This window comes from Rhodococcus sp. no. 34, assembly GCF_054589475.1.
Genome location: NZ_BAAILK010000023.1, coordinates 216,488 through 241,848, shown reverse-complemented (window position 1 = coordinate 241,848; position 25,361 = coordinate 216,488). Strand labels below are relative to the sequence as shown.

21 protein-coding genes are annotated in these 25,361 nt (G+C 62.8%); 11 read left to right on the top strand and 10 right to left on the bottom strand.

The window, feature by feature from the left end; genetic code table 11:
* The first annotated feature begins 94 nt into the window (after positions 1-94).
* The gene (locus ACYP01_RS07105) at positions 95-4,642 is read left to right on the top strand and encodes an ATP-dependent helicase (RefSeq protein WP_387385142.1); all 4,548 of its coding nucleotides are present in this window, start codon (positions 95-97) and stop codon (positions 4,640-4,642) included.
* A gap of 63 nt (positions 4,643-4,705) precedes the next feature.
* Entirely contained in the window at positions 4,706-5,497 is a 792-nt protein-coding gene (locus tag ACYP01_RS07100) for a DNA-formamidopyrimidine glycosylase family protein (RefSeq protein ID WP_030535047.1), read from the top strand.
* Here the strand turns inward: ACYP01_RS07100 and ACYP01_RS07095 are convergent.
* Complete coding sequence (locus tag ACYP01_RS07095) at positions 5,484-6,053, bottom strand: TetR/AcrR family transcriptional regulator (RefSeq protein WP_007727263.1); 570 nt, start codon at positions 6,051-6,053, stop codon at positions 5,484-5,486. The two genes, ACYP01_RS07100 and ACYP01_RS07095, sit on opposite strands and share 14 nt — an antisense overlap.
* An 87-nt stretch (positions 6,054-6,140) precedes the next feature.
* Here ACYP01_RS07095 and ACYP01_RS07090 point away from each other — a divergent pair, with 87 nt between their 5' ends.
* The 3 genes from ACYP01_RS07090 to ACYP01_RS07080 all read left to right on the top strand — a co-directional run bounded on the left by ACYP01_RS07090 (position 6,141) and on the right by ACYP01_RS07080 (position 8,623).
* Positions 6,141-7,082 carry an oxygenase MpaB family protein gene (locus tag ACYP01_RS07090; RefSeq protein ID WP_459679127.1) on the top strand — a complete coding sequence of 314 codons (942 nt, stop codon included), beginning with the start codon at positions 6,141-6,143 and terminating at the stop codon, positions 7,080-7,082.
* Between the two features lie 17 nt (positions 7,083-7,099).
* Positions 7,100-7,636, top strand: coding sequence for a hypothetical protein (locus ACYP01_RS07085; RefSeq protein WP_003940745.1), 537 nt, complete (start codon positions 7,100-7,102; stop codon positions 7,634-7,636).
* Between the two features lie 102 nt (positions 7,637-7,738).
* Positions 7,739-8,623, top strand: coding sequence for an aldo/keto reductase (locus tag ACYP01_RS07080; protein WP_459679125.1), 885 nt, complete (start codon positions 7,739-7,741; stop codon positions 8,621-8,623).
* A gap of 36 nt (positions 8,624-8,659) precedes the next feature.
* On the opposite strand, the gene ACYP01_RS07075 is transcribed toward ACYP01_RS07080, so the two are convergent.
* Both ACYP01_RS07075 and ACYP01_RS07070 read right to left on the bottom strand, forming a co-directional pair.
* The gene (locus ACYP01_RS07075) at positions 8,660-9,403 is read right to left on the bottom strand and encodes a 3-hydroxybutyrate dehydrogenase (protein ID WP_459679123.1); all 744 of its coding nucleotides are present in this window, start codon (positions 9,401-9,403) and stop codon (positions 8,660-8,662) included.
* Positions 9,400-10,776 (bottom strand): MFS transporter, encoded by a 1,377-nt coding sequence (locus ACYP01_RS07070; RefSeq protein ID WP_218695227.1) that lies wholly within the window; start codon positions 10,774-10,776, stop codon positions 9,400-9,402. Before ACYP01_RS07070 ends, ACYP01_RS07075 begins: the two co-directional genes overlap by 4 nt.
* Positions 10,777-10,929: 153 nt before the next feature.
* Here ACYP01_RS07070 and ACYP01_RS07065 point away from each other — a divergent pair, with 153 nt between their 5' ends.
* Positions 10,930-11,877 (top strand): LysR family transcriptional regulator, encoded by a 948-nt coding sequence (locus tag ACYP01_RS07065; protein WP_373938199.1) that lies wholly within the window; start codon positions 10,930-10,932, stop codon positions 11,875-11,877.
* On the opposite strand, the gene ACYP01_RS07060 is transcribed toward ACYP01_RS07065, so the two are convergent.
* The 3 genes from ACYP01_RS07060 to ACYP01_RS07050 all read right to left on the bottom strand — a co-directional run bounded on the left by ACYP01_RS07060 (position 11,846) and on the right by ACYP01_RS07050 (position 14,997).
* Positions 11,846-12,562: a GAF and ANTAR domain-containing protein gene (locus ACYP01_RS07060; RefSeq protein ID WP_003940742.1), complete on the bottom strand. Its 717-nt coding sequence runs from the start codon at positions 12,560-12,562 to the stop codon at positions 11,846-11,848. The genes ACYP01_RS07065 and ACYP01_RS07060 overlap by 32 nt on opposite strands.
* Positions 12,563-12,612: 50 nt before the next feature.
* Complete coding sequence (locus tag ACYP01_RS07055; RefSeq protein WP_003940921.1) at positions 12,613-13,155, bottom strand: hypothetical protein; 543 nt, start codon at positions 13,153-13,155, stop codon at positions 12,613-12,615.
* A gap of 99 nt (positions 13,156-13,254) precedes the next feature.
* Positions 13,255-14,997 (bottom strand): glycerol-3-phosphate dehydrogenase/oxidase, encoded by a 1,743-nt coding sequence (locus tag ACYP01_RS07050; RefSeq protein ID WP_003940825.1) that lies wholly within the window; start codon positions 14,995-14,997, stop codon positions 13,255-13,257.
* A 108-nt stretch (positions 14,998-15,105) separates the two neighbouring features.
* Here ACYP01_RS07050 and glpK point away from each other — a divergent pair, with 108 nt between their 5' ends.
* Complete coding sequence (gene glpK / locus ACYP01_RS07045) at positions 15,106-16,596, top strand: glycerol kinase GlpK (RefSeq protein ID WP_042449616.1); 1,491 nt, start codon at positions 15,106-15,108, stop codon at positions 16,594-16,596.
* 171 nt (positions 16,597-16,767) lie between these two features.
* The gene (locus ACYP01_RS07040; RefSeq protein ID WP_459679118.1) at positions 16,768-18,183 is read left to right on the top strand and encodes an MFS transporter; all 1,416 of its coding nucleotides are present in this window, start codon (positions 16,768-16,770) and stop codon (positions 18,181-18,183) included.
* On the opposite strand, the gene ACYP01_RS07035 is transcribed toward ACYP01_RS07040, so the two are convergent.
* Entirely contained in the window at positions 18,180-19,076 is an 897-nt protein-coding gene (locus ACYP01_RS07035) for a LysR substrate-binding domain-containing protein (protein ID WP_030535055.1), read from the bottom strand. The two genes, ACYP01_RS07040 and ACYP01_RS07035, sit on opposite strands and share 4 nt — an antisense overlap.
* Before the next feature lie 83 nt (positions 19,077-19,159).
* Here ACYP01_RS07035 and ACYP01_RS07030 point away from each other — a divergent pair, with 83 nt between their 5' ends.
* Both ACYP01_RS07030 and ACYP01_RS07025 read left to right on the top strand, forming a co-directional pair.
* Positions 19,160-20,074: a CoA transferase subunit A gene (locus ACYP01_RS07030; protein WP_003940930.1), complete on the top strand. Its 915-nt coding sequence runs from the start codon at positions 19,160-19,162 to the stop codon at positions 20,072-20,074.
* On the top strand, positions 20,071-20,856 hold the full coding sequence (locus tag ACYP01_RS07025; RefSeq protein WP_003940707.1) for a CoA-transferase subunit beta: 786 nt from the start codon (positions 20,071-20,073) through the stop codon (positions 20,854-20,856). The genes ACYP01_RS07030 and ACYP01_RS07025 overlap by 4 nt, the downstream gene beginning before the upstream one ends.
* Here ACYP01_RS07025 and ACYP01_RS07020 read toward each other — a convergent pair.
* Together ACYP01_RS07020 and ACYP01_RS07015 are read right to left on the bottom strand one after the other, a co-directional pair.
* Positions 20,837-22,018: an aminotransferase-like domain-containing protein gene (locus ACYP01_RS07020; RefSeq protein WP_003940841.1), complete on the bottom strand. Its 1,182-nt coding sequence runs from the start codon at positions 22,016-22,018 to the stop codon at positions 20,837-20,839. The two genes, ACYP01_RS07025 and ACYP01_RS07020, sit on opposite strands and share 20 nt — an antisense overlap.
* Before the next feature lie 181 nt (positions 22,019-22,199).
* Positions 22,200-23,603, bottom strand: coding sequence for an NAD(P)H-quinone dehydrogenase (locus tag ACYP01_RS07015; RefSeq protein WP_459679113.1), 1,404 nt, complete (start codon positions 23,601-23,603; stop codon positions 22,200-22,202).
* Between the two features lie 154 nt (positions 23,604-23,757).
* Between ACYP01_RS07015 and ACYP01_RS07010 the strand changes: the two genes are divergently transcribed.
* The gene (locus ACYP01_RS07010) at positions 23,758-24,228 is read left to right on the top strand and encodes a gamma-glutamylcyclotransferase (protein ID WP_003940753.1); all 471 of its coding nucleotides are present in this window, start codon (positions 23,758-23,760) and stop codon (positions 24,226-24,228) included.
* A 13-nt stretch (positions 24,229-24,241) separates the two neighbouring features.
* On the opposite strand, the gene ACYP01_RS07005 is transcribed toward ACYP01_RS07010, so the two are convergent.
* Entirely contained in the window at positions 24,242-25,318 is a 1,077-nt protein-coding gene (locus tag ACYP01_RS07005; RefSeq protein ID WP_030535059.1) for a hypothetical protein, read from the bottom strand.
* Between the last annotated feature and the right edge of the window lie 43 nt (positions 25,319-25,361).

The window sequence follows — 25,361 nt, the reverse complement described above, 5'->3', positions numbered from 1 at the left end:
TTCTCGATAACAAGAGAATCGCTATAACAGGGCAAATAGTATGCTCTGCGCTTCGGCTGCAGGCACGAACACGCTGTCGGTGGGAAGGGGCAATATGGTGGTCGTGACCAACGTCCTCGGTAGGTTCTCGCCCGCCACACGCGAGTGGTTCGGCGGCGCTTTCAGCGCTCCGACTGCTGCGCAGCTCGGCGCCTGGGAATCCATCGCGAGTGGCTCTCACACACTTGTCGTCGCACCCACCGGCTCCGGCAAGACATTGTCGGCGTTCCTGTGGGCCCTCGATCAACTCGCCGCCAAGGACGAAGGCGAACGAGCCACCAAAGTCCTCTACATTTCGCCGCTCAAAGCGCTGGGTGTGGACGTCGAGCGGAACCTTCGCGCGCCGCTGGTCGGCATCACGCAGACGGCGAAGCGTCTAGGCCTCACTCCGCCCGAGATCACCGTCGGTGTCCGTTCCGGTGATACGTCCCAGGCCGATCGGCGCTCGTTGATCAAACGACCCCCGGACATCCTGATCACCACGCCTGAGTCGTTGTTCCTGATGCTCACCTCCGCTGCCCGGGAAACACTGGTCGGTGTCGACACCGTGATCGTCGACGAGGTTCACGCGGTGGCGGGCACCAAGCGCGGCTCTCACCTCGCGCTCTCACTGGAACGCCTGGACGGCTTGCTCGAGCGTCCGGCGCAACGCATCGGATTGTCGGCCACTGTCCGTCCGCACGAGGAGATCGGGCGGTTCCTCGCCGGTTCGGCACCCATCCGGATCGTGGCACCGCCTGCCGCCAAGACCTTCGACCTCACGGTCCGTGTTCCCGTCGAGGACATGACCGAACTGGGGATCGCGACGCCGGACGACGGTTCCGAATCTCCCACCCCGCAAGCCGGTTCGATCTGGCCCCACGTCGAGGAACAGATCGTCGACCTCGTTCTCGACCACCGATCGTCCATCGTGTTCGCCAACTCTCGTCGCCTCGCCGAACGATTGACAGCCAGGCTCAACGAGATTCATGCAGAACGCATCGGTCTGGCCGTCGAGAAAACATCTCGCCCGCCCGCGCAGATCGGGGCTCCCACCGAGGTCAACTACGGCGCAGAACCCCTCCTTGCTCGCGCCCACCACGGATCGGTCAGCAAAGACCAGCGAGCCCTCATCGAAGACGACCTCAAATCGGGTCGATTGCGATGCGTCGTCGCCACCAGCAGTCTCGAACTCGGAATCGACATGGGCGCCGTCGACTTGGTCATCCAGGTGGAGGCACCGCCTTCTGTTGCCAGCGGCCTGCAACGTGTCGGTCGCGCCGGCCACCAGGTCGGCGAGATATCGCGAGGCGTCGTCTTCCCCAAGCATCGCACCGACCTGATTCATTGCGCGGTGACCGTCGAGCGCATGGTCGAAGGCAAGATCGAAGCGATGGCCGTTCCGGCCAATCCCCTCGACATCCTCGCTCAGCAAACTGTTGCGGCCACCGCTCTCGAACCGATCGACGTCGACGACTGGTTCGAGACGGTGCGCCGAAGCGGTTCCTTTGCAACGCTTCCCCGTTCGGCGTACGAATCGACTCTGGACTTGCTGGCGGGGCGGTACCCCTCGGACGAGTTCGCCGAATTACGTCCTCGCCTTGTCTGGGATCGTGAGTCCAACACGCTCACGGGCCGCCCGGGTTCGCAGCGTTTGGCCGTCACTTCCGGCGGCGCAATCCCCGACCGCGGCCTCTTCACCGTCTACATGGTTGGCGAGAAAGCGTCCCGCGTCGGCGAACTCGACGAGGAAATGGTCTACGAATCCCGGGTCGGCGACGTCTTTGCGCTCGGCGCCACCAGTTGGCGGATCGAGGAGATCACCTTCGATCGGGTTCTGGTCAGCCCCGCCTACGGCATGCCGGGTCGTTTGCCCTTCTGGCACGGCGACGGACTCGGTCGCCCCGCCGAACTCGGACAGGCGTTGGGGCAGTTCGTCCGCGAAACGGCTCTCGGCAACGAAGCCGACGTCGTCGAGCGTTGCCGCGTGGGCGGGCTCGATCACAACGCGACTACCAACCTGATCCAACTCGTCGGTGAGCAGAAGAATGCCACCGGGCAGGTGCCGTCGGATCGAACCCTGGTGGTCGAACGCTTCCGCGACGAACTCGGTGACTGGCGTCTGGTGCTGCATTCCCCGTACGGCCAACGGGTTCACGCACCGTGGGCCCTCGCCATCGGGGCGCGCCTGCAGGAACGATACGGCGTCGATTCCAGCCCGACGGCCTCCGACGACGGCATCATCATCCGACTCCCCGACACCGAGAACGAACCTCCCGGCGCCGAACTGTTCACCTTCGACGTCGAGGACATCGAAGATCTGGTCACCCAGGAGGTGGGCGGCTCCGCGCTCTTCGCTTCCCGATTCCGCGAATGTGCCGCCCGCGCACTGCTTCTCCCCCGCCGCAATCCCGGAAAACGTGCACCACTGTGGCAGCAGCGTCAGCGGTCGGCGCAACTGCTGGACGTCGCCCGCAAGTTCCCGACCTTCCCGATCCTGCTCGAGACCGTACGCGAGTGCTTGCAGGACGTTTACGACCTGCCTGCACTGAAGGAATTGTTCGGCAAGATCGAGAAAAGGCAGATTCGAATCGTCGAGGTGGAGACGGCCTCTCCGTCTCCGTTCGCCAGTGCGCTCCTGTTCAACTACGTGGGTGCGTTCATGTACGAGGGCGACAGCCCCCTCGCCGAGCGACGCGCCGCCGCTTTGTCCTTGGACTCCACGCTGTTGGCCGAACTCCTCGGCCGCGTCGAACTGCGCGAGCTCCTCGACGCCGGAGTGATCGAGCAGGCCGAACGTGAACTGCAACGGCTCGTCCCTGACCGAAAGGCCAAGGACCTCGAGGGTGTTGCCGACCTCCTCCGCATGCTCGGCCCGCTGACCACCGAAGAAGTCACCGAACGCTGTCTCGAGGACCCGGTCTCATGGCTCGAGAAGTTGGTTACGGACAAACGTGCCCTCCACGTCTCGTATGCGGGCGAGAGCTGGTGGACCGTCGTCGAAGATGCAGCGCGGCTTCGCGATGGACTCGGCGTTCCCCTACCCATCGGCGTTCCGGCCGCGTTCATCGAGCCGGTCGATCAACCACTCGACGACCTCCTGAGCCGGTACGCCCGCACCCACGGTCCCTTCACTCTCGCCGACGCGGCTGCACGCTTCGGTCTCGGAGTATCAGTCGCGCGTGACGTTCTCGGTCGGCTCGCGCTCGAAAAGCGGGTCCTGGAAGGTGAATTCCGCCCGTCTGCAACCGGGAGCGAATGGTGCGACGCCGAGGTCCTGCGTCGCTTGCGGCGTCGCTCGCTCGCCGCGGCACGGCAGGAGGTCGAGCCGGTCAGCACCGCGACGCTCGGGCGATTCCTTCCCAGTTGGCAGCACGTGGGCGGCACGCTGCGAGGAATCGACGGTGTTGCAACGGTGGTCGATCAACTTGCCGGCGTTCCGATTCCGGCGTCCGCTCTCGAATCGTTGATCCTGCCGAGCCGAGTTGCCGACTACTCTCCCGCGATGTTGGACGAACTCACGTCGACGGGTGAAGTCCTGTGGTCCGGATCGGGAGCTATCTCGGGCAAAGACGGGTGGGTGGTGCTGCACCCCGCCGACCTGGCACCGATCACGCTCAATTCGCCCGCCGACACCGACGTCTCGGAATTGCAGAAGCGCATCCTCGACCTGCTGTCCGGCGGCGGTGCCTACTTCTTCCGCCAGTTGGTCGACGCGTTGCGAACTACGGAGTCGGCTGCGGACACGGTCGACAGTGCGGTGACGACGGCGCTGTGGGAGTTGGTGTGGCTCGGACACATCGGTAACGACACCGTTGCACCGCTGCGCGCACTTCTCTCCGACACCACCAGAACAACAACCAGTCACCGATCACCTCGCCGTGTTCCTCGGGCCCGTCCGTACCGCGGAATGGCCCGCGCTACCACGCCCGCGCGCACGGGACCGGCAACCGCCTCCGGTCGGTGGTTCCAGCTGCCAGGTATCGAACCTGACCCCACTATCCGGGCGCACGCCACGGCTGATCTGCTGCTCGAACGATACGGCGTCGTCACCCGCGGTTCGGTGATGAGCGAGAACGTGCCGGGCGGTTTCGCGTTGATCTACAAGGTACTGAGCACGTTCGAGGACAACGGGCGCGCTCGACGCGGATACTTCGTGGACACCCTGGGCGGCGCTCAATTCTCGACGCCTCCCGTGGTGGACCGCTTGCGGACGTTCGGTGATTCCATCGAGGGGCGCCACACCTCCTCGGCTGCAGTCACTCTCGCGGCGTGCGATCCGGCAAACCCGTACGGCGCCGCACTACCGTGGCCGGCGTCGGGGGGCGAAGAGTCACCAGGACACCGACCCGGACGAAAAGCCGGCGCACTGGTAGTTCTGGTGGAGGGTGAGTTGGTTCTGTTCGTCGAGCGCGGCGGTCGCACGATCCTGACATTCACCGACGACGGCGGAACGCTGCGCCTGGCAGCACTGTCACTTGCTCAGAAGGTGACTTCTCGCGCCATCGACAAGTTGGTAGTGGAGAAGGTCGACGGAGAGACCATCCACGGCAACGATTTTGCTCCGGTCCTGGTCGAAGCCGGCTTCGCGGCCACCCCTCGCGGATTCCGGTTGCGGTCATGAGGATTGGGGTCATGATGATTGGGATCGTGGCAGTTGAGATCCTGAAGTGTGGGTGCGGCGACCATGCCTGAGGGCGATACCGTGTGGCGGGCCGCCAATGAACTGCGCGCTGCCCTGGCCGAGAAGGTACTCACCACCTGCGACGTCCGCGTTCCTCGTTACGCCACGGTTGATCTCTCGGGCCACCGCGTGGATTCCGTCGCGAGCCGCGGAAAACATCTCCTGATCCGAGTGGGCGAAGCGTCCATTCACACGCATCTGAAGATGGAAGGTCAGTGGCAGATTTATCGCCCCGGCGAGCGCTGGCGCCGACCCGCCCATCAAGCGCGCATCATCTTGGCCACCGAAGACTCTGTAGCAGTTGGCTTTTCACTGGGAATCACCGAGATCCTCGAACTCGGGCAGGAACAGGAGGCCGTCGGACATCTCGGACCGGATCTGCTCGGGACCGATTGGGACAGTTCCGTGGCCGCCCGAAATCTTCGGGCTGCCGACTCCGTACCGATCGGAATCGCGCTCCTGGATCAGCGGGTGATGGCCGGACTGGGCAACGTGTACCGAAACGAGATCTGCTTCCTACGAGGTATTCACCCGAAAACGCCGACACATCTCGCGGGGAATCTCGACGCGATAGTGGATCTGTCTTTTCGCACCATCAACGTCAACAAGTCACGTCGCATCCGGGTCACCACCGGCGACACCCGCCCCGGTAGGCAGACATGGGTGTACGGCAGACGCGGAAAACCATGCCGCCGTTGCGGAACTCGCATCAGAGAAGACACCCTCGGACCGGATCAGCTCACCGAGCGAAATATCTTCTTCTGCCCGGCCTGCCAGCCCTTCACGCCTGGTTAGCGTTGATCAGCAGCCTGACGCAGTGGCGGACAAATCGATCACGGTCCACGACGATCGTGCCGTCCAGATAACCGATGAACAGTGTGAACAACGCCCCGACCAATCCGACTGCCACCAGTTGCTTGTCCACGGGATCAGCGATCTCGGACAACTGGTCGTACACGAGGTCCACGAACGCCGGCATCGATTCGATACCGCGGCCGCTCAGGACGGGTTCCGAGAGCGGGGCGATCAGGAGCACTCTCCCCATCGCCGGATCGTCGACCATGAGCTTGACGAAAGCGTCGACCGCAGCGGTGGCGACGGCCTCGGATGTCGTCTCCGACTCCACTGCCGACGCAAGCGCCGACTGCGCGCGCTCGGCGACAAACGTGTGGACCGCGACAACGTACTGATCGCGATCGGTGAAGCTTTCGTAGAAGTACCGCTCGGTCAAACCGGCGGCCTTGCAGACCGCACGCACGTTGACGGCCGGACCGTCGACCGCACCGAGCAGTGTCACTCCGACGTCGAACAACGTCGCCTTTCGAGTGGCCCTGCGTTCTTCGATGCTCACAACTTCCCCACTTCGCCGACACTTGATCTTCAATGCACCCGGTATTCGATCCTTGACTACCGCTGTTGTCGATCCTAATCTGACAACATGCGTAGTCAACTTGACGACAGCAGCACCCCGGTTCCCCTCGGTCCGGATTCCCTGACGTGGAAGTATTTCGGCGACTGGCGCGGGATGCTGCAAGGCGTCTGGGCCGGTTCGATGCAGAACATGCACCCCGGCCTCGGCGCCGGAGTCGAGGAGCATTCACAATTCTTCGACGAGCGGTGGGAACGGCTGTACCGCTCGCTGTATCCCATTGCAGGCGTGGTCTTCGACGGCGATCGCGCGCAGCAGACAGCCGAAGAAGTCCGCGGCTATCACACACGAATCAAGGGCGTCGACAAGTTGGGGCGTCGGTATCACGCACTCGATCCCGACACTTTCTACTGGGCGCACGCAACGTTCTTCATGGGCACCATCGTCACTGCCGAGAACTTCTCCGGTGGCTTGACCGAGGCCCAGAAACGTCAGCTCTTCACCGAGCACATTCAGTGGTACCGCCTGTACGGGATGAGCATGCGCCCTGTTCCCGAGACCTGGGAAGCATTTCAGGAGTACTGGGACCACATGTGCCGCAACGTACTCGAAGACAACAAGGCGACCCGCGACGTCCTCGACCTGTCGGGACTCGGCAAGCCCCCGTACATGACGTGGCTACCCGATCCGTTGTGGCGGCTCGCCCGAATCCCCCTCGCCCGCGGATTCGTGTGGCTGACGGTCGGAATGTACGACCAACCGGTTCGAGACCTACTCGGCTACTCGTGGACCAGTCGCGATCAGAAAATTCACAACGCTGTCGGCCGCACCGTCAACGCCGTCTTCCTTCTGGTGCCGTGGCGATACCGGTATCAGCCACGTGCTCGCGCGGGATGGGATCGAGCTGACGGCCGAATCCCCTCCGACGCACCACTGGTCCACACACCGGCGCGCAACCTGCCCCCGCTCGAGCAGCGAGATAACCCGATGCACTACAGCCCCAGGGTCTGATCTGCCATGCTCTGAACATGGAGTGGGACCTGCGAACCCTGCTGAACCGTCCGATCACGTCTCACGGTGCGCCGCTGGGACAAGAACGTGTGGCGGCGAGGACCACCGCGTACATCTACGGCAACATTCTTGTCCTCGCCGCACTCATACCGGTGACGAAATCTCAGGAATCGCTCGGCGCCGCGATTGTGGTCGGCACGGCATTGTCGACATACATCGCCCACACATTTGCCGAGGGCGTCGGCGAGAGCATTCGCAACGATCGCCGACTGACGACCGCGGAGAGAATCGACTCGCTTCGCGATTCCGTCCCGATCCTCACCTCTGCGGTTGTTCCTGTCGTCATTCTCGCGACGGCGTGGTTCAACTTCCTGGAACCACGGACGGCGCAGTTGATCGCGGAAATCGTCTTGATCCTGCGGATCGGTTCCACCAGTTACGTGATCAGCCGACTGCACGGCGAGAAAGTCAGTACGAACACCCATCTGGCAGCGTTCGGCCTCGCCGCCGTCGCCACCCTCATAGTCGGGTTGAAGATAGTGCTCACTCATTGACGAGTCCCCCGATCGCGAATCCCCAGGCCTGAAGGGGTACTGCCGTTACCCGGCTGAGCAGTCACTCCCGCCGAACCACCGGCCGCCGCTACCGTGGACGACATGAGCATCCCGAGTCTGAAACTGAACAACGGCGTCGACATCCCCGCGCTGGGCTTCGGCGTGTACCAGACGCCGCCGGACGAAACAGTCGCCGCCGTCGAGTCCGCGCTGTCGACGGGTTATCGCCATATCGACACTGCGGCGGCCTACGGCAACGAGAAGGGCGTCGGTGAGGCGATCCGGCGATCCGGACTCGATCGCGCGGACATCTTCGTCGAGTCGAAGGTCTGGATCACCGACTACGGATACGACGAGACTCTGCATGCCTTCGACAAGAGCGCAGGCAAACTCGGTGTCGAACAACTCGACCTCCTGATCCTCCACCAGGCGTTGCCGAGCGAGTTCGAGCGCACGATCGACGCGTACAGGGCGTTGGAAACGCTTCTGGCCGACGGCAAGGTCCGCGCCATCGGAGTCAGTAACTTCATGCCGGATCACCTCACCCGACTCCTGGACGCAACGTCCGTGGTGCCGGCGGTCAACCAGATCGAGGTTCATCCGTACTTCAGGCAGTCGACTTTGCTCGAGGCCGACGCCGATCACGGGATTCTGTCTCAGGCATGGTCACCGATCGGCGGAATCACGTTCTACCGCGACGGCTCCCACGGCTCGACCCTCGAGGACGCCACCATCGGCGCCATCGCGACCGCTCACGGCAAGTCGCCTGCACAGGTGATGCTGCGCTGGCACCTCCAGCAGGGCCGCCAGGTGATCCCCAAGTCGGTGACTCCCTCGCGGATCGCGGAGAACTTCGACGTGTTCGACTTCGAACTCACCGCCGAAGAACTCTCCGCAATCGACGCACTCGACACCGGAGTTCGCGGCGGTCCCGAACCCGAGGTCATCACCCGCGAGAAGTTCGGAATCGAGATTCCCGAAGCCTGAACCCGGCAGCTTGAACAACACAGCAGCCCCAGTGATCTAGCTGGCGCTCCACCCGCCGTCGATGGTGTACGAAGCCCCCGTCACCATCGACGCCTCGGTCGATGCCAGCCACCCCACCAGCGATGCCACTTCTGCGGGCTCGACCATCCGTTTGATCGCGCTCTCGGTGAGCATCACCTTCTCGACAACCTCGGATTCACTGATTCCGTGAACCTTTGCCTGGTCGGAGATCTGGGATCGCACGAGTGGTGTCAGGACGTAGCCCGGATTGACACAGTTACTGGTGACACCGTGTGGGGCACCCTCGAGCGCAACAACTTTCGACAGGCCTTCGAGTCCGTGCTTTGCCGTGACGTACGCACTCTTGAATGCCGAAGCGCGGAGCCCGTGGACCGAGGAAATGTTGACGATGCGCCCGAATCCTTTGCGGTACATGTACGGCAGGGCCGCTCTGACCAGGAGGAACGGCGCTTCGACCATGAGGCGTTGAATCTTCCGGAAGTCCTCGACGTCGAAATCCTCGATGGGACTGACCCGTTGAATGCCGGCGTTGTTGACAAGTATGTCCGTCTCGAGTGCCAGATCCACGAGTTGGTCGGTGTCGAGGAGATCGACGGCCCACGCAATGCCGTCGATCTCGTCGGCCAGCGCCTTCGCGGCGACGTCGTCGAGATCAGCGACGGTGACGTGGGCGCCGCGGGCGGCAAGGAGTCGAGCACACGCCTCGCCGATACCGCTGGCACCACCGGTGACCAGTGCCGTTTTGCCGGAGAGCATCATGCGGAAACACCGGCCCGCTCGTCGGCGAGCACTCGTGCGTCGGCAGCATCGACGGACTCGAGCGAGATTCCCTTGGTCTCCCGCGCGAAAACGACTGCGACGATAGTGACCAGGGATGCCAGCAGGAGATAGATCGCGATGGGGACCGAGGAGTCGAACTTGCTCAGCAGTCCGGTCGCGATGATCGGAGCCAGTGAACCTGCCACGATCGACGTGACCTGATATCCCAGGGAGACACCGGAATAGCGCATCCGGGTCGGGAACATCTCGGCCATGATCGCGGGTTGGCCGGCGTACATGAACGCGTGGAACACAAGCCCGATGATGATTGCCGACAAGATGACTGCATTGTGCCCGCTGTTCATCATCGGAAAGGCGAAGAATCCCCATGTTCCAGCGGTGACGGCGCCGATCATGTACACCGGACGTCGACCGATCGTGTCGGACAGTTTGCCTACCAACGGAATCACTGTGAAGTGCACGGCATGTGCCATCAGCATCCACCAGAGGATGTGCGCCGTGTCCGCATGAACGACGACCTTGAGGTAGGTGATCGAGAAGGTCACCACGAGGTAGTACATGACGTTTTCGGCGAAACGCAGGCCCATCGCGGTCAACACTCCGCGCGGGTAACGCTTGACCACCTCGAAAACGCTGTACGAGGTTGCCTTGACCAGTTCTGCTTCCTTCTGCGCCGCAATGAAAATGGGAGCGTCGGTGACCTTGGTCCGAACGTAGTACCCGACCAGAACGATCACCGCGGAGAGCCAGAAGGCAACGCGCCAGCCCCAACTCATGAAGGATTCGTCCGAGAGCGTCGACGTCAGGATCAACAGCACGACAGTGGCCACCAGGTTGCCCATGGGTACGCCGGCCTGAGGCCAGGACGACCAGAACCCACGAGATCGATTCGGGCTGTGCTCGGCGACAAGGAGTACCGCCCCACCCCATTCGCCGCCGACAGCAAATCCTTGGATGAAGCGCAGCGTGACCAGCAGTGCCGGCGCCCAGTAGCCGATCTGACCGTAGGTCGGTAGGCAGCCCATCAAGAACGTTGCGGCGCCGACCAGCAGCAAACTGAACTGCAACAACTGCTTCCGGCCGAACTTGTCTCCGAAATATCCGAAGACGATTCCGCCGAGTGGCCGGGCGGCGAATCCGACGGCGTAGGTGATGAAAGCCGCGATGATCGCATCCAGCTCGTTGCCGCCGCCAGGAAAGAAGACTTTGCTGAAGACCAGCGTGGCCGCCGTGCCGTACAGAAAGAACTCGTACCACTCGACCACGGTGCCCGCCATCGAGGCGCCGACCACCTTCTTCAGCCCCGATGGTGGGGCTTGGCTCTCGGGTTTCGGCATGTTGTCGACGCTCATCGTGGACTCCCTCGTCTTCAGTTCGCGATTCGCCTGCTCTTCACGATCAGGAATGTGACCGCTCGCACATTTTTTGTGACTCGATGAGTATCGGTGCAGATTCTTGGCACGACAATGACAAATCTCGCACCATACAGGTGCAAAAATGCAGATATGACACTCGGACTGAGCCCGGACGACCTACTGGTGCTTCTCGCGGTCGGTCGCACCGGCCGCTTCAACACCGCCGCCGACGACCTGGGCCTCAACCACACCACCATTTCGCGCCGCATCGCCTCGCTCGAGAAGAGCCTCGGCGGCCGTGTACTGGTCCGCTCGTCCGGCGGCTGGGAGTTGACCGACCTGGGCAGACAAGCCCTCAGCGCGGCCGAGCGCATCGAGGCCGCGGTGAACGAACTGGCGCTCGACTCCACCGGTCAGCAGCAACTCGACGGCGTCGTGCGGGTCTCGGCCACCGACGGCTTCAGCGCATACATCGCGGCCCCCGCCGGCGCAGCGGTTCGCAGACGCCATCCTCGCGTGAGCGTGGAGATAGTCGTCGCGACCAGAAAGGCGTCGCAGATACGCTCGGGGCTCGACATCGAGGTTGTTGTCGGCAAACCTCAAGTTCACCGCGCCGAGGCCGTCCATCTGGCCGACTACGCGCTGGGTTTGTATGCCTCCCGAGAGTATCTACGTCAGAATGCAGTTCCCGAAAGTGCCGAAGATCTGGCCGCACACTCGCTCGTGTATTTCATCGACTCGATGCTGCAGGTCGACGAACTCGATCTGGCTCGCAAGCTCACGGTTTCCATGCGCGAGGCCGTCACGTCCACCAACGTGTTCGTCCACATCGAGGCAACGCGCGCGGGTGCCGGCATCGGCCTGCTCCCCTGCTTCATGGCTGAGCAGCACGACGATCTGATTCGCGTGCTGCCCGCTCACATCGAAGTCAGACTTTCGTACTGGTTGGTGGCTCGTTCTGAATCCTTGCGCCGCCCGGAAGTCGCAGCGGTGGTGACAGCTCTTCGAGAGACGGTGGATCGCAAGCGATCTCAACTCCTCGGCTCTCCCGGGGCTAACGAAGCGCTCAGTCCAGAGTCGAACGATGCTGGACGATGACCTTGCGCGCCAACTCGGCGATCTTGACGTTCATGTTCTGCGAGGTTCGCACCAGAATGTCGAAGGCCTCGTCGTCGGACACCCGATGCAATGCCATCAGCAGACCGACGGCCTGACCGATTTCGCGACTGCTCGCCAGGCCTCGCCGCAGCGAGTCGGCATCCTCTCCTCGGTTCAGCGCGGTGACGGCCACGGATGCAAACGATGCCAACATGATCGCGTGGTCGGCAACAGTTTCCGTGAATGCTCCCGGAGTGTCGGAGAAGAGGTTGAGGGCACCGAACTTCTGACGATCGACCATCAGTCGGAACCCCATCGAGCCACGAATGGGTGTCTCTGCCACTACTTTCCGAGCGAACTCGGGCCACTGATTCGGAGTGCGAAGATCTGACTCCAGCTGCGGCGCCTCCGTGTCGAGGGCGTCGATGCACGGCCCCTCGCCAGTCGCACGTTCGAGATCGTCTGCATGCTCGGCGATCTCGTCGCTTGCCGCTACCGTGACGTTGGTGTTTCCCCGTCGCAGCATCAGGCTTGCGTGATCGCAACCGGGAATCAACTCGACAGCCGCCGAACAGATCGCGGAGTACACCTCGGCGCTGTCTGCGGCGGAGTAGAGGATCTCCGCCAACGCCGCGAACACTGCCGTGGGTTCTGTCAGTGCTTGGTCGCGCTCAGCCATCTCCATACACCTCGGGGTCTACCGTTCATCGAATTCTTCACCGAACGGTACAAACCTTACTTACTCGAGCGGATGGGGTCGCCGCCGCTCGCCGATTCCCGCCCGTCCGTCCCCTGAAAAGCTTCCGTAGCCGCGCGGTGATGCAGAGCCGTGACGGTGGTGATCTGCTTGGACACCAGGTCGTTGAGCTCGCGGTACTGCTCCTCCGTCTCCCCGGCCGGAATGTCTCTCAGGACCTCCCACATCGCACTCTTGCCGCACAGAGCGGTCCGCATGATCTCGAGAGTTGCCAGCTTCACGAGACGGTTGCGCCAGATGGCGTCGACATGGACGAGGCGCCTGATCCGATTGACCGTCGCGTCGATCTTGGAGTACCGCGGCAGAGATATGCCCTGGGTGTCCTCGATCAGTTGCAGCAGCTGCTCGATCTCGTACTCGAGCTCACCCGGCAACGAGTCCAGCTCACCGTCGGCCCACGCGCCGTACGAGTCCGAGAGCGACCGCGAGAGTTGCAGCCCTACCATCGCTCCGCACAGGTGAGTGACCAGATAGGCAGTGGCTATGTGTTCCTCAGCAGATCTCGACCGACTACCGAACATTGGGATCCTCCTGGGCGACGCTCGACCGGTCTGTGCTGACACGGGTGGTGATTCGACATCCGCCTACCCGCGACAGACCGAGAACAAACGACGGGCGACTCAGACCCGATCCGGCACCACGACGACGGGTTCGAGGATCTCGGCCCGAGACTCCGGCGCTGCGGCGCGCAAGGCGTCGGCCGACTCGTCGTCCGGCTGGGTCTGCGACTCGATCTCCGCTTCGACGCGCGCTCGGTACGTGTCGACCTCGCGCTCGACGGTGGCGGCATCCCAACCGAGAATCGGGGCAACCAATCCGGCAACCTGTTGCGCACAGTTGACACCACGATGCGGGTACTCGATTGCGATGCGCATGCGGCGAGCCAGGATGTCGTCGAGGTGCAATGCACCCTCGGCCGCGGCGGCGTACACAGCCTCGACCTGAAGGTAATCGGGGGCATCTGTGATGGGCTGCAACAACTCCGGCGTCTGTCGGCCGAGTTCGAGGACCTCCGTGATGAGTGAACCGTAGCGGTCGAGCAAGTGCTTGACGCGATACGGATGCAAGCCGTACTGCTCGCCCAGTTGCACAGTCTGATTGATCAACGCGAAGTATCCGTCGGCGCCGACGAGCGGCACCTTCTCCGTGATCGACGATGCCACTCGCGCCGGAATGTCTTCTGCTGCGACGTCGACGGCGTCTTCCGCCATGACCCGATACGTCGTGTACTTTCCGCCGGCGATGGCGACCAGGCCTGGAGCCACACGGGCAACAGCGTGCTCGCGCGAGAGCTTCGACGTCTCGTCGCTCTCACCGGCAAGCAGCGGACGCAGGCCTGCGTAGACACCGTCGATGTCGGCGTGCGTCAGCGGCGTGACCAGAACGGAGTTCACGTGGCCGAGGATGTAGTCGATATCTGCTTTCGTTGCCGCTGGGTGAGCGAGATCCAAGTTCCAGTCGGTGTCCGTGGTGCCGATGATCCAGTGACTGCCCCACGGAATGACGAACAGCACCGACTTCTCGGTACGCAGGATGATGGCGGCTTCACTGACGATGCGATCGCGCGGGACGACGATGTGTACGCCCTTCGACGCTCGCACCCGGAACCGTCCGCGCTGACGTGAGAGGGCCTGGATTTCGTCCGTCCAGACACCGGTTGCATTGATGACGACGTGACCCTTGACCTCCGCGGTACGGCCGTCTTCGCAGTCGCGAACACGAACTCCCGAGACTCGGTCCGCTTCACGCAGAAATCCCACGACCTGCGTCGATGTTCGGACGACCGCGCCGTAGTGGGCCGCGGTCCGTGCAACGGTCATGGTGTGCCGAGCGTCGTCGACGACGGTGTCGTAGTACTGGATGCCACCGGTCAGTGAACTGCGCTTGAGGCTCGGCGACATGCGCAGTGCGCCCGCCCGGGTCAAGTGCTTCTGGGAGGGGACCGATTTGGCGCCGCCCATCCGGTCGTAGAGGAAGATTCCCGCGGCCATGTACGGGCGTTCCCACACTCGGTGAGCCAAGGGGAACAGAAACTTCAGCGGCTTGACCAGGTGCGGAGCGAGCGTGGTCAGCGAGAGTTCGCGCTCACGCAACGCCTCACGAACGAGGCCGAATTCTAGTTGCTCGAGATAGCGGAGACCGCCGTGGAACATCTTCGACGAGCGACTGGACGTACCGGATGCGTAGTCACGGGCCTCGACCAACGCAACCTTGAGCCCGCGGGTGGCCGCATCGAGGGCCGCTCCGACACCGACAACACCACCGCCCACCACGACGACGTCGAATTGCTCGGTCTGAAGTTGTTCCCAAGCAGCTTCGCGCTGCTGCGGGCCGAGAAACTGCGCACCTTGCTGCTTACTCAACCCGGTCTCCTGTAAGTCGACGACGAATCCGTTTACAGGCTAGTAGCTTGATCCACATACTGCGACAGCGCACGGATTACTGCGAACACGCCCGAACCTAGGAGCACAGTGAATCAATACATCGCCGCCATCGACCAAGGCACGACGTCGAGCCGCTGCATGATCTTCGATCACGACGGCGCCGTGGTGAGCGTTGCGCAGAAAGAACACGAGCAGATTTTCCCGCGAGCAGGTTGGGTCGAGCACGATCCGGTGGCGCTGTGGATCAACACTCGGGAGGTGGTGGCCGGCGCTCTCGCGAAGGTCGATCTCACGCGGGCCGACATCGCTGCCGTCGGAATCACGAATCAGCGTGAGACAACCGTCGTTTGGGAACGTTCGACGGGTAAGCCGATCTACAACGCGATCGTGTGGCAGGACACGCGCACGGATCAACTGTGTGTCGAACTGGGCGGCGACGAGGGTCCGGACAAGTATCGAGACAAGACCGGACTACCACTCTCGACCTACTTCGCCGGGCCGAAGATCCGCTGGATTCTCGACAACGTCGACGGTGCGAAAGCAAAAGCGGAGGCCGGCGAATTGTGCTTCGGCACTGTCGACACGTGGATCGTGTGGAACCTGACCGAGGGCGTCCACGTGACAGATGTCACCAATGCGTCACGCACGATGCTGATGGATCTCGAGACCCTCCAGTGGGACGAATCGATCTGTGCGGACTTCGGAATCCCGATGTCGATGCTCCCGGAAATCCGTAGTTCCTCAGAGGTCTACGGCACAGGACGTCCACGCGGCAATCTCGCCGGTGTGCCGGTCGCCGGAATCCTCGGTGACCAGCAGGCAGCCACATTCGGCCAGGCCTGCCTCTCCGAGGGTGAAGCCAAGAACACCTACGGCACCGGCAATTTCATGCTTCTCAATACTGGCACGAAGCCGGTGCACAGCAAGCACGGACTACTGACGACCGTCTGCTACAAACTCGGCGAAGCCCCTGCCGTCTACGCACTCGAAGGTTCCGTCGCCGTGACGGGTTCCTTGGTCCAGTGGCTTCGAGACAATCTCGGAATCATTCAGAACGCCAAGGACATCGAGCCGCTCGCCGCAAGTGTCGACGACAACGGCGGCGCCTACTTCGTGCCCGCGTTCTCCGGGCTGTTCGCACCTCGGTGGCGACCGGATGCCCGGGGTGTCATCGTCGGTCTGACGCGCTTCGTCAACAAGGGACACCTGGCCCGCGCAGCGCTCGAGGCGACGGCATACCAGACCCGCGAGGTCATCGACGCCATGCGAGCGGATTCGGGAGTCGAACTGTCCGCGCTGAAGGTCGACGGCGGCATGGTGGTCAACGAAACCCTGATGCAGTTCCAGTCGGACATCCTCGGAGTTCCCGTCATCCGCCCGGTGGTCAACGAAACGACAGCTCTCGGTGCCGCATACGCTGCGGGCCTCGCCATCGGTTATTGGGCCGACACCGAAGACATCCGCAACAACTGGGCCGTCGGCCAAACCTGGGAACCGGCGATGGACGAGTCCGAAAGGTCACGGCTGTACGCGGAGTGGAACAAGGCCGTCGAGCGGACGTACAACTGGTCCGAGTAATCACCCCGATCCTTCCATACCGGAAGAGCTGATCATGGTCGCCTATTGATACTCCTGAGGTATCAATAGGCGACCAAGTTGGTATTGGACGTGACCTACACCACTCTGCGAATCTCATTCAGGCACGCCACGTTTCGGCGCCGCGAATGTTGCAGAGAAAGGTCGCCACGCATGAGTTCACCCACTCGCAGTTCCGAGGAGATCAACGCCAAGGCGCGAAGAGCCGGTATCGCTTCGTTCATCGGAACCACTATCGAGTGGTACGACTTCTACATCTACGGCACTGCCGCTGCCCTGGTATTCGGCGACGTCTTCTTCTCCGACACTCTCCCGAACGGAGTCGGCACTCTCCTCGCCTTCATCACACTCTGGGCAGGCTTCCTCGCCAGGCCGATCGGCGGGATCATCTTCGGTCACCTCGGCGACCGGATCGGACGCAAGAACACTCTCGTCATCACCTTGATGATGATGGGTGTCGCCACGGTAGGCATCGGACTCCTCCCCACCTACGCACAGGTCGGGATCTGGGCGCCGATCGGTCTGGTCACCCTTCGCGTCATCCAAGGAGTCGCGGTCGGTGGCGAGTGGGGCGGCGCAGTGCTCATTGCCAGCGAGAATGCACCGAAGGGCAAGAGCATCCTCTACTCCGCGTTCGCCCAACAGGGATCACCCGCCGGAAATCTGTTGGCCACCATCGCGTTCTTCCTTCTGTCCTCGATGCCGACGCCGTCGTTCCTCCTGTACGGATGGCGCATCCCGTTCATCATCTCGGCGGTGCTGGTCATTCTCGGGATGATCATTCGCCTCAAACTCGAAGAGTCGGACGAGATGAAGGCCGTTCTCGCACGCAAGAAGGTCGTCAAGCTTCCGCTCGCCGAAGTCTTGCGCAAGCACTGGGTACTGGTTCTCCTCGGCGCCGGCGCACTCCCCCTCGCCCAGGTCACCTATTTCAAGAACACCTTCGCATTGTCCTGGGCTACAAAAGAACTCGGATACGATCGAGGAACGTTCCTGGCCGCCATCGCGATCGCGCTCGTCGTGCAGTTCATCGTCCAACCTTTCGGTGCCGTCCTGGTCTCCAAGATCGACATGCGAAAAGCCATGTGTCTGATGGTGATACCGGAGTTCGTTCTCATGCCCGCGATGTTCTTCGCCATCAGAACCGGGAACTTCACCATTGCAGTCGTCGCAATGTGTCTGGCCACGATCCCGCACTCGATGTTCTACGGCGCCATCGCCGGCGTTCTCGCTCGGGCCTTCCCCGCCAACATCCGTTACACCGGTCTGTCGACGGCGTACCAGCTGTGTTCCCTTGTCGTCGGCGGCGGAACTCCCGTACTGGCGCAGTGGATGCTCAACACGTCAGGCAATATCGTCGGGGTCGCGATCGTATCCGGGCTGTACGCCCTTGTCTCACTGATCTGCACCCTGCTCCTGCTCCGACGTACCGGCTACAACGCGGGCGAACTCTCGACGGCCGAACAAGCGGACTACGACGAACTCGAACTGGAAAACACTCTTGTCGATATTGCGAACTCGCCGAAGTCCGAAGCGGGTGAGATTCCTACCGGTCGGGCAACCGTCTAGGCCAGGGACGGCAGCGCCTGCTCGGACAATTTCAACACTTCGAGAAGAGCAGGTCTGTCGTCTCCTTCTCGCCAGGCGATACGCAGTTGAAGAGGAGGAGGTGGGTCCATGACCGGAACAAAGACAACATCAGGATTCACGATGCTCTGGGCCACCGAGGAAATGGTCAACGAGCATCCGATTTCCGCGGACACCAGCGCGATCAACGACATCGAATCCGGTGCCGTCTGCACGATTCGAGCCAGGAACCCTGCGTTCTTCGAGGCAGTGAGCAGAGACTCCCGCAGAATCGAACCTGGCTCCGCCGGAAGCGTCACCCAATTCTCGGACTCCAATTCGATCAACCGAACCGAGTCCCTCGACGCCAACGGGTGGTCTTTGGACATGGCCACCAGAAAGTTCTCCTCGGCGATCAATCTCGACGTGATCCCGAGCGGCGGTACGGTCCACCGCACCATCCCGATGTCGAGTCGTCGATCGAGCAGCATCAACAACGCCTCGTTCGCGAAAGCGGAACTGTCGAGCACGAATTCGATACCGGGATTCGTCTTTCTCACCAATTTCGCCCACCGCCCGACGAGCAGATGCGAAGAAGTCCCCGCGAAACCCAGGCGAACGCGACCTGTCGTTCCCTTGCCTGCCGCAGACACCGCGATCTCGGCCATCCGGCACGCGTCCAGAATCTCGCGCGCCGGAAGCAGCAGCGCTTCACCGGCAGCAGTGAGCCGCACAGTTCGAGTGCTCCGATCGAACAACGGCGAACCGAGCTGTTTCTCGAATTGCCTGATCGTTCGACTCAGCGGCGGTTGCGCAATCCGAAGCCGCTGCGCCGCACGGCCGAAATGTAGCTCCTCAGCCACCGCGAGAAAAGCGTTGATCTGATGAATTTCCACCCGACATTGTTGCGCCACACCGGCCGAACATGTCAAGTTCCGAAACCGACCGAGTGCGCGAAAGAACAAGAAGAGGTACACACGTGGACAAGACCCTCTCGATGAAAGAGGCCGTCGGCCGATACGTCGAAGACGGGATGACCGTTGCGCTGGAGGGATTTTCGCATCTCATTCCTTTTGCCGCGGCACACGAGATCATCCGGCAGGGCAGAAAGGACCTCACCCTCTGCCGGATGACGCCGGACATCGTTTCCGATCAACTCGTCGCCGCCGGCTGCGTCCGAAAGCTGGTTGCCTCGTTCTTCGCCAGCGGCTCCGCAGGTTCTCTGTACGAGTTACGCAGACGCATCGAGAACCAGGACCCGCTCCCCCTCGAAGTCGAGGAATACAGTCATTACGGCATGGTGTGCCGGTATCAGGCGGGAGCGGCCAGGCTTCCCTTCTTCCCGCTGCGGTCGTACGCCGGTAGTGATCTACCCGCACTCAACCCACAACTGCGACTCGTCGAGGATCCGTACGGCGGCGGGAGCGTCTACGTTGTGCCGCCGTTGAATCCGGATGTGACGATCATCGGCGCACAGCGAGCGGACACGTCCGGGAACGCACAGATCTGGGGCATCGCCGGGGTGCAGCAAGAAGCCGTTTACGCCGCGAAGAAGGCGATCGTCGTTGTGGAAGAGCTGGTCGACGACGAGGTCATCAGGTCAGATCCGAGCCGAACTCTGATTCCCTCGCACGCCGTCGACGCGGTTGTCGTCTGCCCGCGCGGCGCGCACCCGTCGTACGCACAGGGATACTACGACCGCGATTGCGGCTTCTACCGACGCTGGACCGAGATTTCCAAAGACCCTTCGTTGCTGAGAAATTGGCTCGACGAATGGGTGTACACACTCGGCGATCACGACGAATATCTCGCCAAGCTCGGAGCTGACTACTGGTCGGATCTCGAGGTCGGATCAAAACTCTCCACACCTGTCGACTACGGGAGCAGACTGTGACCACCACGATTGTCAGCGGTAACACCACCTCCACCGAAACGATCGTCGCCGTCGCGGCACGCGAGTTGGCGGGTAAGCGCCGGGTCTTCGCCGGAGTCGGGCTCCCCACGCTCGCAGTCGATCTCGCGCGCCACACGTCGAACCCGGACGTAGAACTGATCTACGAATCCGGAGTGTGCGGCGCGCATCCGTCGGCGATGGCCGAAGGTATCGCCGACTCCGTCGTGGTCTCCGGCGCCGAATCCGTGCTCAGTATGGCCGCACTCTTCGGTTATGTCCTGCAAGGTGGCAACGTCGACGTCGGTTTTCTCGGGGCCGCTCAAATCGATCGAACGGGAAGCCTGAACACAAGTTTCATCGGTGACTGGAAGAACCCGACGGTCAGACTGCCCGGAGCAGGCGGGGCCGTCGAGATCATCGCGAACGCCGCCGAGATCTTCGTCGTGATGCGTCGCCACGACCTCAGTTCCTTTCCGGCCGCGCTCGACTTCTGCACCTCACCCAGCCCCGCCCGCGCCCACGCCAGCGGAAAGGGCATCATGCCGGCAGGTGCAGGAGTGACAAAGGTGTTCACCAACCTCGGTGTCCTGACACACCAGGGCCCCGGCGGCGAGTTGGAGCTGACCAGTGTCCACGAAGGCATCTCGGTCGATCAGGTGCGAGAGGCGACGGGATGGGATCTGGCCGTCGCCGACCACGTCACCGTCACCACCCCGCCGTCCGGTACGGAGATCGATCTGCTCCGCAACACTATCGACAAAGTCAGGCTGTACCTGCGGTGACACTGTCCCGGAACCTGCCGACGGCATCGACCAGCACGGCTTCGGGATACGTCGCGAAACACAGTCGAGCGCTTCGACCAAGGTCCGCTTCGACCGCGAAGGCCGAACCTGGGACAAATGCCACGCCGTGCTCGAGCGCGGCACCCAGGAGTTCGGTGGTGTCGACGTCGTCGACGAAATCCATCCAACAGAACATCCCGCCGCGGACCTCGGAAAAGCGTGCACGCCCACTCAATTCCGTCTCGGCGGCCGTGACCAACGCCTTCGCTCTGGCGCCGTAACCCTCCCGGAGCTTGTCGAGGTGCGTTTCGAACCATTCGACGTCGGAGAAGAGGTCTGCGGCGATCTGCTGGGTGAGCGAAGACCCGCACAGGTCAGCGCCTTGCTTGATCAGTTCGACCGCCTCGCAGACCTTTCGGTCGCCGTGCAGCCAGCCGACGCGCAGCGCCGGTGCCAACACTTTGGAAGCACTGGACAGCCGAATCACCCTGTCCGACAACGCCGCCAGCGGTGCGGGCGGTTTCTCGCCGAAGTACAGTTCGCCGTACGGGTCGTCCTCGAGCACCCAGAACCCGTATCGGTCCGCCAGTGCCGCCAAGTGCGCTCGCCGCTGCGCCGAAAGCACCGCGCCGCGCGGGTTGTGGAAATTGCTCACGGTGTGAACAACTTTGGGCCGAAGACCGGCGGCGAGTTTCGTCTCGAGCGCGTCGGTATCCATTCCGTCCTCGTCCAGCTGGACGGGAACGAGACGGGCCTGCGCCGTTCGAAAGACCTGCAGCGCACCGGTATATGCCGGTTCCTCCACGACCACGACGTCACCGGCGTCGAGGAGGACCTGCGCGAGCAAGCTCAAACCTTGCTGAGAACCGTGGGTGATCACGACTTCGGACACGTCGAGTGTCCGCCCGATCTTGGATGATTCGCGCTCGGCGATCACCTCACGGAGGCGCCGCAGGCCTGACGTCTCGCCGTACTGAACGGACGAGGGGTCACCGAGTGCGTCGTGGGCTGCCTTCGAGATTCGCTCCCGCGGAATGAAATCGGGATCGGGCAGTCCGCCGGCCAAGCTGATGACGTCGGGCCGGGCAGTCAGGGTGAGCAGATCGCGAATTGCAGAACTACGGAGTCCGTCCATGCGAGCGGACAGCGCGGCGTGTGTCATATGAAGCTCCCAGGCACGCAGAATGAAGGTCAGAGGAAAAACACCCTGAGCCGTCCTGGGTCAACGGGGCGGGAGAGCGCCGAGATACCGACCCTTGATTCGGTCGGTATCTCGACTATCCCACCAATACTTCAGTATATGAAACAGAGTTCCCACATTGTAAGAAGACTCTGGTCGGTTGTCAGTCCAGGTCGTCGTGACGCATGAGCTGACGAGCAGCCTCAGTGATCGATCCGGTCAGCGACGGGTACACCGAGAACGTCTGCGCCAGGTCGTTGACCGTCAGGTTGTTCTGTACGGCGATCGCGATCGGCAGGATCAATTCCGAAGCAGTGGGTGCGACCACAACACCGCCGATGACCACGCCGGTAGCCGGGCGGCAGAAAATCTTCACGAATCCGCGACGCAAACCGGACATCTTGGCGCGCGGGTTGGTGTTGAGCGGCAACATGACGGTGCGCGCAGGCACCTCTCCGTTGTCGATCGCTGCCTGCGAAACACCCACCGTTGCAATTTCGGGGCGTGTGAAGACGGCCGACGCGACGGTCTTCAGCTTGATCGGGCTGACGCCTTCACCCAGTGCGTGGTACATCGCGATACGTCCCTGCATCGCAGCCACCGACGCGAGCGGGAGCAGTCCGGTGCAGTCACCGGCGGCGTAGATACCGGAAACCGTGGTGCGCGAGACCCGGTCGACACGCAGGTATCCACCCTTGTCCAACTCGATGCCGACCCGCTCCAGGCCGAGACCGTTGATGTTGGGGACGGAACCGACGGTCATCAGAGCGTGGCTTCCTTCGACCGTGCGGCCGTCGGAGAGCTTGACGACGATGCCCTTGTCGGTGCGCTCGACGGCGTCCGCGCGGGCGTGCTTGACGAGGGTGACACCGCGCTCGGCGAGGGCGTCCTCGAGCACGAGCGCCGCATCGGCATCCTCGCCGGGCAGAACACGGTCGCGACTGGACACGAGCGTGACCTTGACGCCCATCTCGGTGTACGCGGAGACGAACTCGGCACCGGTGACACCGGAACCGACCACGACCAGGTGCTCGGGAAGCTCGTCCAAGTCGTAGAGCTGGCGCCACGTCATGATTCGCTCACCGTCGGGCTCGGCTCCCGGGATGATGCGGGGGCTGGCGCCGGTGGCGATCAACACGACGTCTGCGTCGATGGTCTTCTGCTCGCCGCTTCCGAGCGTCGCGCGAACCTGGTGTGCTGCCATGCCGAGGAGTGGATCGGTCAGTTCGGCGGTGCCGGAGAGAACCTCGACGCCTACCGTCTGCAACCGTGCGCGAATGTCCGAGGACTGGGACAACGCGAGACTCTTGACTCGGGAGTGGATCTTCGGCAGTGACACCGAAGCCTGCTCCGGATCCAGAGTAATGCCGAGGTCGGATGCACGACGCATGTCGGTGCGGATCCCGGTGGACGCGATGAACGTCTTCGACGGGACACAGTCGAACAGCACACACGCACCGCCGACGCCGTCCGAATCGACCAGGGTGACCGTGGCCCCGTGCTGCGCGGCTACCAGTGCCGCCTCGTAGCCGGCGGGTCCGCCACCGATGATCACGATCCGGGTCATGTGTCCTCCAAGTCCTCGCGTGGCCGGCAGGGGTCTCCCGTCGACCAGTGTCACGCTATTCGAGCACCACGTGTCGCGCAGTGCTTGTACCAGATTACTTGCGTCCGGTGGTCCGCTTCGCCACACCCTCGGACCACGGTTTAGGCTTGCGCCCGTGTCGATTTATGCCGCCTACGGTTCCAACATGCATCCCGAGCAGATGTTGTTGCGCTGCCCACACTCCCCCATGTCCGGGACAGGGTGGCTGCGAGGCTGGCGCCTGACCTTCAGCGGCGAGGACCTCGGCTGGGAGGGTGCTCTCGCCACCGTGGTCGAAGATCCCGATTCCAGTGTTTTCGTGGTGCTCTACGACGTCCCGGAAGAGGACGAAGTGAGTCTGGACCGCTGGGAAGGTGCCGAACTGGGTCTGCACCGCAAGATCCGCGTGCGGGTCGACACCGCCGGCGACGCGGTACTTGCGTGGCTCTACGTCATGGATGCGTACGAAGGCGGACTGCCGTCGGCCCGCTACATCGGCGTGATGGCCGACGCCGCCGAGATTGCCGGAGCGCCGGCCGAGTACGTACGAGAGTTGCGGACGAGAAACAGCCGCAATGTCGGTCCGGGTAACGGTGTCACCGATTAGATAGCTGTCCTGCTCAAAGCAGCAGGAAATACGCGAGCACTGCCAGTGCTGCGAGCACCACCACAACCGTCACGCCGATGAGCACACGCTTGGAACCGCGCGACTCCGATTCGCCTGCGACAACTGCAGTTTCCGGCTCGGCGGTCGCCACCCCGGCAGCGGTTTCTGCCGCCACCTTCTCGCGTCCCAGGGTGTCGAACACCTCGGTCACGTCGTGTGAAGGCGGCAATCCGATCGGCACGATAGTGTGCGACGTCGAGGTGAATCCGGCAGCCAGAATTGCGGCTCCCAGCGCAGCCGACTGCTCAGGCCCGGGACCGAGTTCACATCTGACACCGAGCTTTTCGGCAATCCCGGCCGCTATGGACATCATGGCCGCTTTGTCTGTCGCCGGTTCGCCGTCACCGGTGACGACTACGGCGTCCAAGTTCTCCGGCATCCAACCGAACGCACCCAGAGCCGTCGCGAGGCGTGAACTCGGCGAACTCCCGTCGCCGGCAAAGCCGAATGCACGGCCGGCCGCGACACCAGAACGCACGAGGGTGACCGCTGCCCCGGTGTCGTCCACGTGATAGATGCCGATGAGCGTGCCGGCGAGTGCCGCGATTTCCGACTCGAACCACGCCGACACGGCCTCGGCATCCGAGACGAGTGTGACCCGTTCGAGGCCCGCGTAGACCAGCGAATCCTGCATGAGGGCCGCTGTCGACGAGTCCCAGCGTGACGGGTAGGTCGCGACGATGTCGGGCGCTCCCCCGCTTCGACCACCACGATCGGGCAGCGGCTCGCATTCCTGCAACAGACAGCGAATCGAGGTCGCCACCAAATCCTCGGCGCGGTAACGAGTATCGGCAGTTCCCGCGACGCCACTCGGGTCCCCGACGCGACCGACAAAGCCCGACCAGCTCTCGGCGAACTCACGGCCGGCACCCAGTTGCTCGGTGCCACCGAGCACCGTCGTTCCGTCCTTGCGTTGATTGAGGATCGTGTCCCGAACCAATACCACCGGATCGGCCGAACCCGGATCGTTCGACGCAACGACAGCCGTCGACACCAATGTGCCGATTCGCACTCCCACACCTATGGACATGCCCGTACCTTCACTCGAACGACACGAAAAACGGTACCCCCGA